At 36.9% G+C, this 16,393-nt stretch carries 9 protein-coding genes and 1 other RNA gene; 2 read left to right on the forward strand and 8 right to left on the reverse strand.

Translation table 11 applies throughout. The annotated features are described in order from the left end of the window. Positions 1-66: 66 nt before the first annotated feature. The 8 genes from bglX to HA632_RS01750 all read right to left on the reverse strand — a co-directional run bounded on the left by bglX (position 67) and on the right by HA632_RS01750 (position 14,182). Positions 67-2,367: a beta-glucosidase BglX gene (gene bglX, locus HA632_RS01715; RefSeq protein WP_176305521.1), complete on the reverse strand. Its 2,301-nt coding sequence runs from the start codon at positions 2,365-2,367 to the stop codon at positions 67-69. An 11-nt stretch (positions 2,368-2,378) separates the two neighbouring features. Continuing rightward, positions 2,379-3,086, reverse strand: a complete 708-nt coding sequence (locus tag HA632_RS01720; RefSeq protein WP_176305522.1) for a prolyl oligopeptidase family serine peptidase — start codon at positions 3,084-3,086, stop codon at positions 2,379-2,381. A 1-nt stretch (position 3,087) separates the two neighbouring features. Beyond that, on the reverse strand, positions 3,088-4,464 hold the full coding sequence (locus HA632_RS01725) for a glucoamylase family protein (protein ID WP_176305523.1): 1,377 nt from the start codon (positions 4,462-4,464) through the stop codon (positions 3,088-3,090). Positions 4,465-4,539: 75 nt separating this feature from the next. Next, positions 4,540-5,445: a LamG domain-containing protein gene (locus HA632_RS01730; protein ID WP_176305524.1), complete on the reverse strand. Its 906-nt coding sequence runs from the start codon at positions 5,443-5,445 to the stop codon at positions 4,540-4,542. A gap of 17 nt (positions 5,446-5,462) precedes the next feature. After that, positions 5,463-6,917: a RagB/SusD family nutrient uptake outer membrane protein gene (locus HA632_RS01735; protein ID WP_176305525.1), complete on the reverse strand. Its 1,455-nt coding sequence runs from the start codon at positions 6,915-6,917 to the stop codon at positions 5,463-5,465. A 6-nt stretch (positions 6,918-6,923) separates the two neighbouring features. After that, positions 6,924-9,908 (reverse strand): SusC/RagA family TonB-linked outer membrane protein, encoded by a 2,985-nt coding sequence (locus HA632_RS01740; protein ID WP_176305526.1) that lies wholly within the window; start codon positions 9,906-9,908, stop codon positions 6,924-6,926. 264 nt (positions 9,909-10,172) lie between these two features. After that, positions 10,173-12,920, reverse strand: coding sequence for a histidine kinase (locus tag HA632_RS01745; RefSeq protein WP_176305527.1), 2,748 nt, complete (start codon positions 12,918-12,920; stop codon positions 10,173-10,175). 59 nt (positions 12,921-12,979) lie between these two features. After that, on the reverse strand, positions 12,980-14,182 hold the full coding sequence (locus tag HA632_RS01750) for an NAD(P)-dependent oxidoreductase (RefSeq protein ID WP_176305528.1): 1,203 nt from the start codon (positions 14,180-14,182) through the stop codon (positions 12,980-12,982). Between the two features lie 158 nt (positions 14,183-14,340). Here HA632_RS01750 and HA632_RS01755 point away from each other — a divergent pair, with 158 nt between their 5' ends. Further along, a complete protein-coding gene (locus tag HA632_RS01755) occupies positions 14,341-15,543 on the forward strand; it encodes a serine hydrolase (protein ID WP_176305529.1) in 1,203 nt (400 codons plus the stop codon). 46 nt (positions 15,544-15,589) lie between these two features. Further along, positions 15,590-15,987: a transfer-messenger RNA gene (ssrA, locus tag HA632_RS01760) on the forward strand. The last annotated feature ends 406 nt before the right edge of the window (positions 15,988-16,393 follow it).

Genomic DNA, 16,393 nt, shown 5'->3' on the forward strand with positions numbered 1-16,393 from the left:
TAGCAATAAGTTGGTATATAAAAAACCCTTCAGCAGCCGTCCGAAGGGTTAACAAACACAAAAAAATTAATCAACCAAATTAAATTTTATCTTATTAGTAGTGTCAGAGTTGGTTCCTACGAACACTTCAAATTCACCCACTTCGGCTACATGTTTTAAATCAGCATTATAGAACTTTAAATCTTCTATTGATATTTCAAAAATCACCGTTTGTTTATCTCCTTTTTTAAGATTTATTTTCTGAAATCCTTTCAATTCTTTCACAGGACGTGTTACAGAACCCACCAAATCTCGAATGTACAATTGCACCACTTCTTTACCGTCAAAATTTCCGGTATTAGTGACATCAACAGAAACAGTAAGCTTTTCGTTGGCTTTTATTTGGGATGAAGAAATCGACAAATTTGAATAATCAAAAGACGTATAACTCAATCCGAAACCGAATGGGAATAAAGGTTCGTTAGCCACATCTAAATAATTGGAACGGAATTTTTCAAATTTTCCTTCTTTATTCGCTAGTGGTCTTCCCGTGTTTTTTTGATTGTAATATATTGGTATTTGCCCAACACTTCTTGGGAAAGTAGCGGTCAATTTTCCGGATGGATTTTCGTTTCCGAATAACACATCAGCTATCGCATAACCGGCTTCACTTCCGGCAAACCAAACATTCAAGATGGCCGGAACGGTTTGGCTTTCATCAGTTATCACTAAAGGACGACCATTGAATAAAACCAAGACTACCGGTTTTCCTGTTTTTAATAATTCTTTTAACAAATCTTTTTGCATTTGCGGAATTTCGAGGTTAGATCGGCTACTGGATTCTCCGCTCATCTCGGCTGATTCTCCTAAAGCTGCAATAATCACATCGGACTGATTGGCTATTTTCAAAGCTTCTGAAAACAATTCTTCATTGGTTCTGTTGTCCCTGTGCAAAGTTTTGCCAAACATCGTAGCTCTTTCTTCAAAAGCGGCATCATAATCAAGATTGCTCCCTTTAGCATATAATATTTGGGCAGAAGCACCAACCTCTGATTTGATTCCGGCCAATAGTGAAACAGAGTTTTCTTGTTTCGTGGCCACACTCCAAGTACCCGCCATATTTTCTTTGGCTTCTGCCAATGGCCCAATTACTGCGATAGTTCCCGTTTTTTTCAAGGGCAATATTTGGTTTTCATTTTTTAGTAAAACCAATGACTGAGCGGCAATTTTTCGGGCTTCACTTCTATTTGAGGATGTAAAAATTTCTGTTTTTGCACGATTAGCATCACAGTATTTGTAGGGATCATGAAATAAACCCAAATCATATTTGGCATTCAAAATCAATCTTACGGCGTTATCAATTTGTGAGATTGATACTTTTCCTTCCTCCAAAGATTTTTTAAGCGTTGTTAAGAAACCTTCGCCAACCATATCCATTTCTACCCCGGCATTCAAGGCCAACGCTGAAACCGTTTGCAAATCACCCATGCCATGATCCGTCATTTCGTTGATTCCGGTGTAATCTGTTACAACAAAACCTTTGAAACCCCATTGTTTTCTAAGCAAATCAGTCAACAACCATTTATTTCCGGTAGCAGGAACTCCGTCTATTTCATTAAACGAAGCCATCACTGAAGCCGTTCCGGCATCGACTGCTGCTTTATAAGGTGGAAGATAGTCGTTGTACATTCTGATTTTACTCATATCAACCGTATTATAATCTCTTCCGCCTTCCGGTGCGCCATATAGTGCAAAATGTTTAACACAGGATAAAATGGTATTGCTTTTATTTAAATCATCTCCTTGATATCCGGTTACCATCGCTTTGGCAATTTGGCTTCCCAAATACGGATCTTCTCCTGAGCCTTCAGAAACTCTTCCCCAACGAGGATCACGTGAAATATCCACCATCGGAGAAAATGTCCAATTGATTCCGTCTGCACTGGCTTCTTGTGCGGCAATTTGGGCGCTCCTTTTGATTAAATTCATATCCCAAGTGCATGACAACCCTAACGGAATTGGGAAAGTAGTTTCGTAACCGTGAATAACGTCCATTCCGAAAAGCAATGGGATTTTTAAACGGCTTTTTTCTACAGCTACTTTTTGGACTTCTTTTATTTTTTGAACAGATTTGATATTGAACAAACCGCCAACTTTTCCTTCTTCGATTTTTTTGGCAATATTAGAACTGTTGGCTTGCCCTGTCACTATGTCTCCGGAAGTAGGTAAATTCAATTGTCCTAATTTTTCTTCGAGGGTCATTTTGGCTATTAATTCTGCAACAAATATTTCTTTAGGTGCTATCGCCACAGGTTTTCCTTTTTTTGCTTTTTGGGCAAAAGTTAAACCTGTTAATAGTAATAAGATTATGGTAGCTTTAATTTTCATTTTGGATTGTATTATTTTTTATGCTGTTGCAACATCCACTCGTAGATGTCTTTGTTGTCGTATACTTTTGACCAACTGTCGTGATTGGCATCTTCAAAAATGGTCAATTTGATATTGGCATTGCATTCTTTTAGATTTTTATAAACCGCGGTTACTGTTTCCAAACTGACTACATCATCTTGCAAACCGTGAAACGCTCTTATTGGGATATCCTTTAGCTTACAAGCATCATCCTGTTGCATGAGATTGACAAAGCTTGCAATTGGAACCAGCGCCGCGAAAATTTCAGGATGTGCCAATGCTAGATCCCATGCTCCCCAACCGCCCATACTTAGACCGGTTAGGTAAATTCTATTGGTGTCAATATTATTTTCACTGCTAATTTTTTGGATCAGTTGATACAATGATTCTGCCTCCCAATTGCCGTTCTCAGCACACTGTGGTGCCAAAATATAGGCATCCAACTCATTATTTATGATGTACTTCAGCGGACCGTGAACTTTTAATTTTTCCAGATCATTACCTCTTTCTCCTGAACCGTGTAAAAAAACAATCAGCGGTTTTTTGGCTTTACTTTTCAGAGGCTTGTGCAACAAAAAACCATAAGTGTAAGCGGTGGTTATTTGTGTAGAAAAACGTCCTGAGGTTTCCTGAGCCCGACTAAAAAAATTGAACCCTAAGGTAAATACTATTACCGAAATTTTAAAAAAACTTTTCATATCAGAAGCCGTGTTGCGTGGAAGCAAACCCTAAGTTTTGTAATCCGGTTTTAACTTCCGGAGCTTGCATGAATAAATTCCAAAGCAATCCGGTTCTGTAATTTTCAATCATGGGTGCTATTGTTCCTTGATCGATAGCCAAATAACGTTTTGTCACCCAATCGTGATGAGGAGAAAAAGCATCATACGGACCGGCAACCCCTACATAGCGATCTCTTTTTTCGTTGTACAAGTATCTCAAAAATTTAAATGATTCCTCAGGCGTATAAGGGAACGAGGAAAGCGCCGCTGTTGGCGAAATCACGCCTACATCATTATTAGGTTGATGAGCGGAATAGCCCGTAGAACCATCATTATTTCTGGAATAACTAGCCGTTAATCCCCAGCATTTTTCAGAATAACCGTTCCATCCTTGAGGATTTGCGATACAATATTTATTGATAATTTTAGAATGGTTTACATTAACATTCCAATAATTAGCATATTGGTCGGTCAAACCTCTGGGATCAAGTCCCAAATAAGAATAATGGGCCCAAAACAGAGGTCCGACATTACCGTTTGCCCCATTGTGATTAAAAATCACAGGAAAACCATATTGGGAACCGCTATTGACAATTTGACCGTTTCTTGCCCATGCTTGGTGGTAAGCCACAGCCGGTACATTGTAATCCGGAGACGCAGCAGCCATCACATAGGTAACTAAACATTCGTTGTATCCTTCTAACTTAAAGTTCATTTGCCAACCATAATTGGGTGACCAATGCCAATAGAGTGCATTTTCTCCTTTGGTATACCAATTCCACTCAACCCCTTTCCAAAGCACATCGGCTTTCTGAGCCAAAGCTTGTTCGGTTGCATTTCCGTTTTTAAAATATTCTCTAACACAAACTAATCCTTGACAAAGGAAAGCGGTTTCAACCAAATCTCCACCATTATCAAGAGTTCCGAAGGGAATTACATTACCGGTTATTCCATCCATCCAATGTGGCCATGCCCCATGAAATCGATCCGCGGTTTCTAAAAAATTTAATGCTGTAGTTAGTCGAGAAACAGCTTCTGAACGCTGTACAAAACCTCTTTCTATACCAACTAAAATAGTCATTAATCCAAAACCTGAACCGCCGGTAGTTATGATATTGGCATCATAATTCGGATCATCAACTAAGTATCTTTCTCTGGCTAATTTAGATACGGGATGCGCCATATCCCAAAAATATTTAAAGGAATCTCTTTGAACTTTATCAAGTAATTCGGTGTCTGTTAGTGGTGTAGGAGTAGTTGTCGGTAAAGGTGTTCCACTAGGACTTTCACTTGGTGCTGAAGAAGAACAACAACAAAACAAAAGGCCTAACAAAAAAAAGGACATGCTTTTATTCATATTTTGATTTTTTAAAATATACACCCGGCTTTAAACCAGGTGTATATTATGTAGGGCATAAATAATCTTATAAGGTTATCTGTTATCGTTCTCTAAAAGATATAAAGAACGTACATCAGTATCGGACAAGGCTTTGTCATAAATTCTGAATTCGTCAAGCAAACCTGAATAATGCAACATCCAACCATCAGCGGCACCCCAAGGTGAACCTAAATGTTGTTGAAATCCTCCTATCACAAATTTTGATACATCTGAATTGGCTAAATCGCCGTAAGGCACACCGCCTGCAGCTGGATCATTGGTATATCTTTTTGCAATTGAATTTGGTAAATTCAAGTTTTGACCATTAACATACATGCTGTAGGTAGAAGTTGCGGCATCATATGTCCATACCAAATGTTTCCAATTTCCGAACATATTGGTCAATACATTCGAACCGTCATGCACTAACCACTGCCCTGACCAAGGAATACTAGGAGTAACATCTTTTTGCAAATGGTTTTTAATTAACATAGTATCTGCCGGACCAGTACCTTCGATTAGGGTAAAAATATTACCCCAGAAATCACTTGTTTTAGGCAACATGAATAAACATTGTGCACCACCGGTATGAGGATCGGTTTTAATCCATCCTGACACTGTAATACTTTTTAGATTGGCCAACGCCGGAGAAACAGTATTGTACCCAATGAAAGCAGTAGAAGAACCTTTATAGGCTTTACCTTTTACTCCGGTTTCATAAGTTACATCTGTCCCGACTCCGTCAGTAATTCCCGATTTTGAATCGGCAATATTGTCTTCAAAACTACATTTAACAATCAAATTATCAGCTGCAATATCGTCTGAATTTTCATAGCCACCTATGGGCTCATAAGGGATAGCAGCATTAGTCTCGTCGATACTATCCTGATTACAACTGATAAAAAACTGTGTCGTTAATACCGACAAACACAGGTACAGTATTTTATTTCTATTCTTCATAATTAATATTTTAATGATTAGTAATTAGGATTTTGAGCTGATAAACCATTCGCTTCGTTAATGAATTTTTGTGGCAATGGGAATACCTCATGTCTTCCAACTACAAAAGTTTTTCCATCTGCAGCAAAGGCTGCTTCAGCTTGCCCTGTTCTTACCAAATCAAAAAATCGGTCATGTTCGAAAGCCAATTCAAGTCTTCTTTCTTTCCAGATTGCCAATCTAACATCTGCTTGAGAAGTAGCGGTAGTATTGGCTAAACCTGCTCTGTTTCGTATTTGGTTAACCAAAGGAATAGCAGTAGATGTTTGACCTAATTCGTTCAAAGCCTCTGCTTTCATCAAAATAACTTCGGCATAACGAAGGTGTTTAATATTAACATCTGTTTCCCAACCGTCAGTGAAAGCGGAAGAATAAGCCTTCATATTGTATCTTGGATTTTCAACGGTAATTGGTACATAACGTCCGTCATATAAAGTCGCTCCGGCAAAAATGATAGTAGCTTCTCTTCTGGTATCACCGGCTTCATAGGCGTTAGCCAAACTTTCAGATGGTGTATTGAAACCCCAACCCCAACCTCCGGCACCACGAGCACCTTGAGAAGCTGAATAACCTTGGATTCCTTTGGCAGGAGAAGAACCGATTCCTGAAATTTCAAAAATAGACTCACTGTCAAATTCACCAGACACTCTGTATTGGGAAGCATAATCTGTTGCCAAGGAATACCCGGTTACAGCATCACAGTTGTTGATTACCTCTTGCCACTTTTGTTGGTATAGAGAAACTTTAGCCAAAAGCGCTCTCGCTGCACCAACAGAAGCTCTGCTTCTCTCACTTGGCGCATAAGATGAACGGTCAGGTAAAGCCGCTATAGCATCATTTAAATCTTGTTCGATAAACGCATATACTTCGGCCTTAGTTTTACGGGTCAACTGCATCACTCTGTCTGCTTCGGAAGAAGGATTTGGAATGTGGTCAACAATTGGCACTCCGCCATAACTTTTAACTAATGTAAAATACATGAAAGCTCTTAAGAACTTTGCTTCGCCTATAAGACGAGCTCTTAAATCCTGATCAGCGTTGTTTAATTGCGGAATGTAATACAAAGCCTGATTACATCGGTTAATCCCTTGATAATAGGCTTCAAAAACCTCTTGTACCGAAAGACTTGAAGCATTGTAAGTCAATGCATCCATCAAATCTTTATCGGTTCCCGTATCACCGGGAGAAGAACCTTTGTCAGCATCATCGGAAGCAATGCTAGACATTCCGTTCCAAGAAAAGGAAGACATGTTCCAATCTAAGAATTTAGAATAAATTGAGGTTACAAAACTTTTTGCGCCCTCATCGTTATTGAATAGCGCCAAGTCTGCTGTTGATATAGTCTCGGTTTGGTCTACCTCCAAAAAGTCGTCTGAACACCCATTGAAAAATAGTGCCGACAAAACAAAGACAGATAAATATACTTTTTTCATAATAATTTAGAATTTAAGGTTAATACCAAAAACAAATGATTTTAGCGTAGGATACGCATCTAACTCTACCCCTTGTGATCCGTAAGGATTTCCATCTCCGTTTAATTCAGGAGAAAAGCCCGAGAATTTTTTAGTAATGAAAGGGTTTATGGCGTTAAAATAAATTCTGGCAGAAGAAATAACGTCGAATGTTTTTGGTAATTTGTATCCGATAGTTATGTTGTTTATTCTCCAGAAATCACCTGATTCAAGGTAATAGGTTGAGGCCACAGGCACTTGGTTGAAAGCTCCCGGATTTCCGGCATCGGTGTTTGTAGGCGTCCAGAAGTTAGAAGCCAAAGAATTCTCAATGTTTTCGCCTGAAAAACGCTGTGCTTTTTTACCGTTGTAAACTTTAGACCCTAAAGTTCCGTAGCTATCCATTGACACATCGAAGTTTTTATAAGTAAAGCCTAATGAAAATCCGTACATCGATTTAGCCAATACAGAACCGAAGTACTTTCTGTCAGCTTCTTCCAATCCACCTTGCGTTGTGGTAGTTCCATCTGCTTTGTAGTATAGCATTTGACCGTTTGTAGGGTCATATCCTGCATAATCATATAAATAAAAACTTCCTAAAGGTTTTCCAACTGATGACGCACCCAACAATTTGGTGTATTGTCCGTTACCAAGTCCGCCTCCCTGAATATCAGGAAGATTAGAACTATTTAAGCTTTCAAGTGCATTTTTGTTATTTGAAAAATTACCACTTACATAGTAAGACCAATCATCGTTTATCTTATCATTCCATCTCATGGAAAGTTCAAATCCTTTGTTAGATACCTCACCAACATGCGCCGGCGATTGTTGACTTGAACCTGCGGTTATATATGGTCTTGTGTAAAGAATTAAGTTGTTGGTGTTTTTGTTGTAAACATCAAACGTACCCGTCAATCTGTTATTTAAAAATCCAAAATCCAAACCAACAGATGTTTCCTCTGTTACTTCCCATGATAAACTTGGGTCAACTTGAGAATCAACTGTAATTCCGGTCAAATAATTTGGAATATAATAATCTAGACCTGAAGTGAAAGCTTGACTGTTTAAAGGAACGTTTTGGTTGCCTAATTTACCCCAACCTCCTCTTAATTTTAACAAATCTATTCCTTTCAAGTTTTTAGCAAAATCTTCGTTGGTTATAATCCAACCTAATCCTACTGATGGGAAAGTTCCCCAACGATAATCTTCTCCAAATTGAGAAGAACCATCACGTCTTACAGTAGCTGTCAATAAATATTTATTCATCAATTTGTATTGTACACGACCAAAATAAGACGACAATTTCACTTCATTATACAGTACATCATTGTAGCTTATTACATTTGAGGCGTAGTCAACACCATTTAATGACCAATAATTCGAATTGGCATTTACATTTTTTCTAACAATTCTATTGAAACTTCTTGGTCCTCTGCTTGAAGCTTCGATACCACCTGTTAATTCAACATCATGTATGTCAGCAAATAACTTATTGTAAATTAAATAATTGGATAAATTCCAATTGAAATAACTATCATTGGATCTGGTCAACAAATTGATATTTGAGGTTGAAGGATAATCAGCCTCTTCACGTGTCGGATCGGCAGCTAACCAAATATTTTTAGTGTCTTCATAATTATAGCCTTTCCAAGTATAGTATTCGCCGTTAAAAACAGACGAATATTTCAACCCTTTCAAAATATCGATATCTAATTTTAATCCACCTTGTAGCGTGATGCTTTTTTGTTGTTCATCAAAGAAGTCAAGCTGAGCAACAGGATTACCCACATTGTTAAAAGAAGAACCTGTTGGAGAAGCAAAACCGTCATCTCCTACAAAGGAAACACCATATTGTCCAGAGGGGAAATAAACCGGAACAATTGGTGATTGTTTGTAAGCATTTGTAAAGGCAGAGAATGGCTTAGGATTTACCTTTGAATACGAAACACTAAAGTTTTGAGATAACTTAATCTTGTTGGAGACTTTGTATTCATTGTTATTTCTGAATGTTAATCTACTGTAATCCATTCCGTTAAGAATTGCTTCTTCATCGTAATAACCTGCACTAAAGAAGTATTTTATGTTTTCACTACCTCCAGAAAGCGATAGGTTGCTTTGTGAATACTGACCGGTTCTGGTGATTTCTTTAAACCAATCCGTGTTAACCGGTTGGTCTTGAGAAAATGTAGTTGAACCAAGAGCCAAATTGGTATAGTACGAAAACTTATTACTTCCGGCCATTTTCACCACACTTAAAGGGCTTCTGAAACCGGTAAACGTTTCGACTTCAACAGCCAATTTGCCTACCTTTCCTTTTTTTGTTTCAATGATGATAACACCGTTGGCTGCTCTGTTTCCGTAAATGGCTTTAGCAGTTGCATCTTTTAAAATCTCATACGATACAATATCGTTAGCATTGATATTGTTAATGTTATCCGCGGGCATACCATCAACAACAAAAAGCGGTGTTCTGCCACCAATGGCAGTTCCTAATCCACGAATGATTACGCTTGGCGTTGAACCCGGAGAATCTGAAGCAATAACTTGAACACCGGCTGCTTTCCCTTGGATTGCTTGAGAAGCATTTAAAACCTTTGTTTTGGTTATTTCTTCAGCTTTTAATGACGTAATCACCGAAGTGTTGTCAATTTTTTTTCGGGTACCATACCCAATAATTACAACATCTTGAAGCTGGTTAACTTCTTCTTTTAAAGTAACCTGCATTCCTTGAGTTGCCTCTACGGTTTTGGTTTCAAAACCAATCATGGCGACTTTAATCTTGTCACCAACATTAGCATTGATCTTAAATGCACCTTCCATGTCAGAAACCGTACTTGAATTCATGGTGGTATTTGTAATGTTAGCTCCTATGAGCGCAATACCTTTTTCATCAACTATTTTCCCTTCTATGGTTTGCGAAAACGCAAAGATTGGGAAAAACAGTAACGAGAGTAGTACATAAATGTTTTTCATAAATTGTTTAGGATGAGTTAATACTTCAACAAATTTATCTATTACATCGTTATAGTTGCAGTTAATAAAACACTACAAAACTACATCATTAATTAAAATATATTTTTTAATTAACTATTATTCAGCAATTTAAAATGTTAAAAAAAAACAAACAACTTATCAATATAAAAGGCAAATGATGTACTATTGATGAAGTAAGGAAGAATATCAAATCAGTAAAATTTAAACAAAAAAAATGTCAATAATGAAAAAAAAAGGTTTTGATTATACCATATTCATAAAGGAGGAAAGATTGACATCTTGCTGTAAGTCGAGCTTTTTCCTTAGTCTGTAGCGATGAAGCTCTACTCCTCTGAACGAAATATTCATCAGTGGTGCAATTTCTTTAGATGACAAACTCATTTTCAGATAAATACATAGTTTTATGTCCTTAGAGGACAATTTGGGATACCTTGACGTAATCCGCTTGATAAAGTCCTCATGACTTTTGTAAAGGTTATTTTCAAAAGTTTCCCATTCCTTTTTGTTTATAGAATTAAGTTTGATGGTTTTCTTAATATTACTTTTGAGTGATACAATATCATGTTCTTTTTCCAATAGCTTTTGAATACTTTCAATCATTTCTGATTGTTTGGCTATTGAAAGTGATTTTCCGGCAACCTCAGAAGCCTTGGCCTGAATTTGAACTTCCAGTATGTGTTTGTCATATTCCTGTGACTTTAACTTGGTTTGGGCATCCATTTCCAACTTCAGGATTTCTTTTTGGTGTTTGAGTTCTTCTTCTTTCAGTTTTAATTTTTCTATATATCGAATCTTATTCCATTTGTAATACAAATAAAATATAAGTGAAATAATCGATAAATAAATCAGTATCATCCAAAAAGAGATGTACCAAGGCATGGCAACTCTAAAATTGAACTCAACCAATTGGACATATTTATCACCATCATTGTAATAAACTCCGAACTCATGACTGCCACTCGATAAATTATTTAGAACTATATTAGAATCCCGCAACGGAATATGAGTATTAACATCGTCAAGAGTGTAAAATAACTCCTGCTTATTATAGCCGTAATATTCCGAAATAACATCTAAACTAATGGATTTGTTATACCCTATGGTGCTGGATTTAGCAACAAAATTACCTTCTACAAATGCTTCAATCTTGATGCTCATGGCATCGGGCAACGACTTAGATTTTTGCATTTTAAAAGCAAAGAAACCATCGTCCAAGTTTAATAAAAACTCATCGCCGTTCTTAAAAACTTTGGTGTCTTGATTGATTATTTTGCCTTCATAATATTTCTCCGGAATAAGATGCCAAGTGAATTTATTTCTGATTCTGTTAATTAAATAAAGTGACTTATCCTTTAAAACAATAAAGTTTTCATCGTCAATCGCAATCAACTCGGAAATATTGGAAAATGATTTATTGAAGAAAGCATTAAGTTCGAGCTTGTCGGAAATTGCATTGTAACTGTACCATTTTGAATTGATATAAAATAGGGCTTCGTTATTAAAGCTCACCATTTTAATTCCGTAATCATTGAGAATTTTGTTTTTTTGAGTGATGTTTTCGACCTTTTTAACTACAAATTTTTCATCAAATAGTATTCGGTACAAGCTTCTGTAATTGTCTACTGCCCAGAGTTCATTGGGCTTATTTTGAACAATATTTTTAATAGGCTTGGTGAGATTTGAAAAATACTTGTAGCTCCCAAAATCATTGGGGTTTTCATAAATAACAATACCGGAATAGTTGGCCAAAAAATAATTGTCGTGAAAATTACTTTTCAGGAATTTCCATCCGCCGTTTACATCATTTACTTTAGTCAAAATTCCGTTCTCATACACATAAGTTCCGTCATTGTGACCAATCAAACATTTGTTTCCAACGGGTAACATATCCCAAACCTGACCCTGAGAATTAGACAGCAAAGTCAAAGATTTATCATGATATTTAAAAACACCGTGATTTGAACCTAATAGCAAGCCGTCATTTAAAGGAGCCAAAGTATAAACCGAACCCAAAATTCCGGAATTGTCTGAAAAAATTCGATAAGGAGAATTGATTTCTATATGCGAAATTCCGTTATCCAAACCAAGCCATAAATCATTTTCTTTGTCAAGACCTATGCACAGTATGGAATTGTTTTTTAGAGCATTCTTTCGGGAAACATTGTTATAAATATTCGTTTTTAAATCAACAATATAAACCCCTTGAAAAGCCGTCCCAATGATTAAGCTGCTATTTGAAATGACTTTGGCCGAAATAATAATCTCCTTTTTGAGTAATTCATTTAAGGGATGTGACCAAGGTTTTAAAACCTTATTATCTTCTATGAAAACGCCATTTTTTTGGGTAAAAAACAGCATCTTCCCATTGGCTTTGTCAATAGAATGGATGATATTGTTCTCGAGGAGATTCCAGGCTTCAATTTTCTTGAAATTGTTGTTTTCAAAAACAAAAACACCGTCTTTAACCGAGGCAACATAAATTTTGTTGTCCACTATAAAACAATATGAAATTTGAAACGGTATGCTTATTTTCTTTATCGTTCCCTTTTCTAAGGAATAAAGCTCATTAAATGACTGAAAGTAAATTTTGCCATCGTGCTTAAAAATCTTCCAAATTTCTTCATTAATTGACTTACCGGTAAAGTAATTTTTGTTTCTAGAAAGTGACGTATAGCGTAAAATCCCGTTGTTTCTTTTCCAATATCCAAATTCATTATAAGAACCGGAATAAATTTTATCTCCATCTGAAAAAACAGATCTTATAATGGTTTTGTTGGGCAAACTGTATTTTTCCCAACGAACACCGTTAAAACGCAGTAAATAATGGTTATTGGCAAAATAAAAAGCGTTGTCATTGCCTTGGGTTACACTCCATACTTGATTGTCGCCATTGTAATTGCTTTTGGTAAAGTTTTCTACAAAAGGCAATAACTCTTGCGCACCAGCAAAAGAGTAGCACAATAAAAAGAAAAGGACAACTTTGTTTTTCACTTTTAGCAGATTAATAGCCAAAAATAAAAAAACTTAAGCCGATTGATACCAATCAAGGGTTAATTTCCGTCTACATAGTCTTGCAAATACGCAAATCGAGGGGTGAGTTTACCGTTTTCAGTGATTTTAGCGCGTTCTAAAATACCGTCTTGGTCTCCGTTAAAAAAGGCCGGAATCACATGCTGCATAAACATTTCACCAAAACCCTCACTGGCATCTTTAGGCAATTCGCAAGGTAAATTATCCACCGACATCACCATAATAGAACCGGGATGTGTATAGGGAACTTCTTTGTTTTCTGAGGGCAAATAACCAAAAAAAGGGTCAGCGATGGTCGACGCTTTCAAAGTACAAGCTATCGGTCCGCCAACGTCACAAGAAATGTCTGCAACGACTTTAATCTTACAATCAGCCGCTTTCAACATGTCTTGGGTCAAAATATCCGGTGCGTTATTCCCGTGAAAATGTCCCGCCATATAAATATCGGCAACTTTGGTAAAACGTTCAAAATCGGAAGTATATTCTTGTGGATTTTTATAAAAATCGTTGTTGTCTAAAACCTGTCCGTCCAAACGTTTGTTATAATCCAAAACATCAATTTGGGTATAAACGGGTTGTGAGTATACTTTATTTAAAAAATCGTCAACTGAAACTTCTTTGATTTTAATACCATCAAGAATTTCTTTGGCACCCATGCCTACTTTTCCATGACCGGTTAAAACAATTTTGATATTGGGTAAAGTTTGCCTTTTCAAGCGAACAATCAAGTCCTCCTTGCTGTTTAAGGTTTCGGCTTTGGGCATAGTGAACAATTCATACTTGATTCCAAAGGCTCTGAAACCGTTGTAAGCACCAACAATTCCGGCATAACGCCCGAAACCGATTAGTCTTCGGTTTTTTGAATCGACTATGGTTTCGTGGTCATACAATTCGATGTTTTTAGCCAAGATGGCTTGCAACAATTTACGGTTATGCGCTTGTTTTTTAATGGTATGCGAAAAGAAAAAGTACTTCTTGTTTGGAATCAAATAATCCACAGGAATTTCTTTTACCCCAAAGAACACATCGCAATCTGAAATGTCTTCCAGCACTTCAATTCCAAGCTTTTTATATTCTTCGTCGTTAAAAATCCTAATCTCTGAACTTTCCACTTTTACAATGGCTTCAGGATGTTCATTCTTAAGTCTGACCAACTCTTCCGGAGTAAAAACGACTCTTCTGTCAGGCGGATTTTTTCTTTCTTTAATAATGCCGAATTTCATGCTGTTGATTTTTGTGCCCCAAAAGTAGTTGTAACGAAAACGTTTTCAAAACTTTTTTGGAAAAATAAAAATTGTGAAAAACCTGTTGAAAGCTTTGGAAAAAATTAACGCTTCTACTGGCTTGAATAATTATATTTGTGTTTCCATAAGTCGCAAAAATGAGAATCAATAAATCCCACTATATACCACTATTTTACTCGTTGTTTTTGATAATAATCTCTTGTTCTAAACAAGAGAAAACAGAAGACGGTATTGTTAAAATAAACGAGAAGGGAATTCCCGTAATGCAACCTTTACAAGAACCCTTACCCAAACTTTCTACCGCTTTCATCAATGACAAAAAATTTGGTTCTTCTCGTTTTTTTGAAAAGATATGGTCTGAAAAGAATGATAATGTGAGTTTTTTAGTGGCCAAAAACGGCCAAATCATCTACGAAAACTACATGGGATATGCCAACAAACGAACCGATGAAAAAATCACTAAAGACACTCCCTTACATATAGCCTCAGTAAGTAAAGTTTTAACAGCAACTGCTGCTTTAATGTTGATTGATGCCAAAAAACTGAAACTTGACCAAAAAGTAACTACCTTAATAGAAGGTTTTCCTTATCCAGATGTCACCGTTCAAACCCTTTTAAACCATAGAAGCGGTATGAAAAATTATGCTTACTTCACCTATGAAAATAACAATTGGGACCGAAAAAAAATATTAACCAATGAGGACATCGTCAAAGTAATGGTGGAAAAAGAGATTCCTTTGGAAACCAAAACCGATACCCATTTCAGTTATTGCAATACCAACTATGCCATGTTGGCACTAATCATCGAAAAAGTAACCGGCTTAAAGTACCCGGAAGCTATGAAAGAAATGATTTTTACACCATTGGGCATGAACAATACTTATGTATGCGAATTTGAAAAAGACCGCGAGAGCATAGTACCATCTTACAAAGGCAACAACGTGGAAATCGGAACCGACTATTTAGACGGTATTTATGGCGACAAAAATATCTATTCCACCCCAAGAGACTTGTTAAAATTTGACACGGCTCGTTATGCGCCTTTCTTTTTAAATCCCGATTTACTTAAAAAGGTTTACAAAGGCTATAGTTACGAAAGCAAAGGACTCAAAAATTACGGTCTCGGAATTCGCATGGTGGAGTTTGAAGAAGGTGAGCCTTTCTTTTTTCACAACGGTTGGTGGCACGGTAATACCTCTTCTTTTATCAATTTGAGAAAAGAAAAAGTTACCATCATTACCCTTTCCAACAAATACACCAAGAAAACTTACCAATCCAAAAAACTCGCTTCCCTTTTCGGAGATTATCCGTTCAAATTGAATGAGGATAATGACGAATAATTAACTACTTTTGTGGTCTGATTTTTGCTAATCAGAATAAAAATCTGGGGTCGACTGGTTTTGACAGCAAGTCGAATTGAACAGTAAGCACGTCGAGCATGGTACCTTTTGCTCGTTAATCCAAGGGTACGAACTTATAAACGGCGAAAATAACTACGCTTTAGCTGCATAATCTGAATTAAAGTAAGATTTGCCACGTCTCGATAAGATCGGGAAGCTGGATTCTCCTCAGAAGCCTTGGTTTATGGCGGCTGGCTCAGGGGAACCGTAAAAGTAAACCTAGGAAAGGTAATGTTCTGAATCCTTTCTGACACTGATAGAACTAAGCATTAGGCCGCTGTCTTTGGCATAGCCTACTGTCGAAAACCCAATCAAAGACTAAACGTGTAGAAAGCTCTTTAGTTGCTTGTTTGGACGGGAGTTCGACTCTCCCCGACTCCACACCAAGCGCAATTTTATTGCGGCTTAAAATAAAAAAATCCAACAAGTTCACTTGATTGGATTTTTTTTTTGCCGTCAGCCTTCTAAAGGCTGAAAATTGCATTTGCAAAAAAGGAACGGTGGAGTTGGGCGAAGCCACTCTCCTCGACTCCACAAAACGCTTCAATTGATTGAGGCGTTTTTTATTTTCAGGAGCAGACCCTTTTATTTCTTTTCACTCCTACTCCCGCTATCCGCGCTACATGGTAGCTCGCTCCTATCGGGGCTAATTAGACCTATAGAGTTTCTATCACAACTAAAAAAGCCACTCGTTTGAGTGGCTTTTTTGATAATTGTATTTTCTTCTATCGTTTCAACGAGAAGTGTGCTTTAAATTGCTTCATTGTTCCTTGCTCAGGGAAATCTACCG

Origin of the sequence: Flavobacterium sp. J49 (genome assembly GCF_011742145.1) — a bacterium.
Taxonomy (GTDB): domain Bacteria; phylum Bacteroidota; class Bacteroidia; order Flavobacteriales; family Flavobacteriaceae; genus Flavobacterium.

Bases quoted from the DNA above. Each gene is read 5' to 3' on its own strand.
- bglX (WP_176305521.1), bottom strand. From the start codon at position 2,367: ATGAAAATTAAAGCTACCATAATCTTATTACTATTAACAGGTTTAACT.
- HA632_RS01720 (WP_176305522.1), bottom strand. From the start codon at position 3,086: ATGAAAAGTTTTTTTAAAATTTCGGTAATAGTATTTACCTTAGGGTTC.
- HA632_RS01725 (WP_176305523.1), bottom strand. From the start codon at position 4,464: ATGAATAAAAGCATGTCCTTTTTTTTGTTAGGCCTTTTGTTTTGTTGT.
- HA632_RS01730 (WP_176305524.1), bottom strand. From the start codon at position 5,445: ATGAAGAATAGAAATAAAATACTGTACCTGTGTTTGTCGGTATTAACG.
- HA632_RS01735 (WP_176305525.1), bottom strand. From the start codon at position 6,917: ATGAAAAAAGTATATTTATCTGTCTTTGTTTTGTCGGCACTATTTTTC.
- HA632_RS01740 (WP_176305526.1), bottom strand. From the start codon at position 9,908: ATGAAAAACATTTATGTACTACTCTCGTTACTGTTTTTCCCAATCTTT.
- HA632_RS01750 (WP_176305528.1), bottom strand. From the start codon at position 14,182: ATGAAATTCGGCATTATTAAAGAAAGAAAAAATCCGCCTGACAGAAGA.
- HA632_RS01755 (WP_176305529.1), top strand. From the start codon at position 14,341: ATGAGAATCAATAAATCCCACTATATACCACTATTTTACTCGTTGTTT.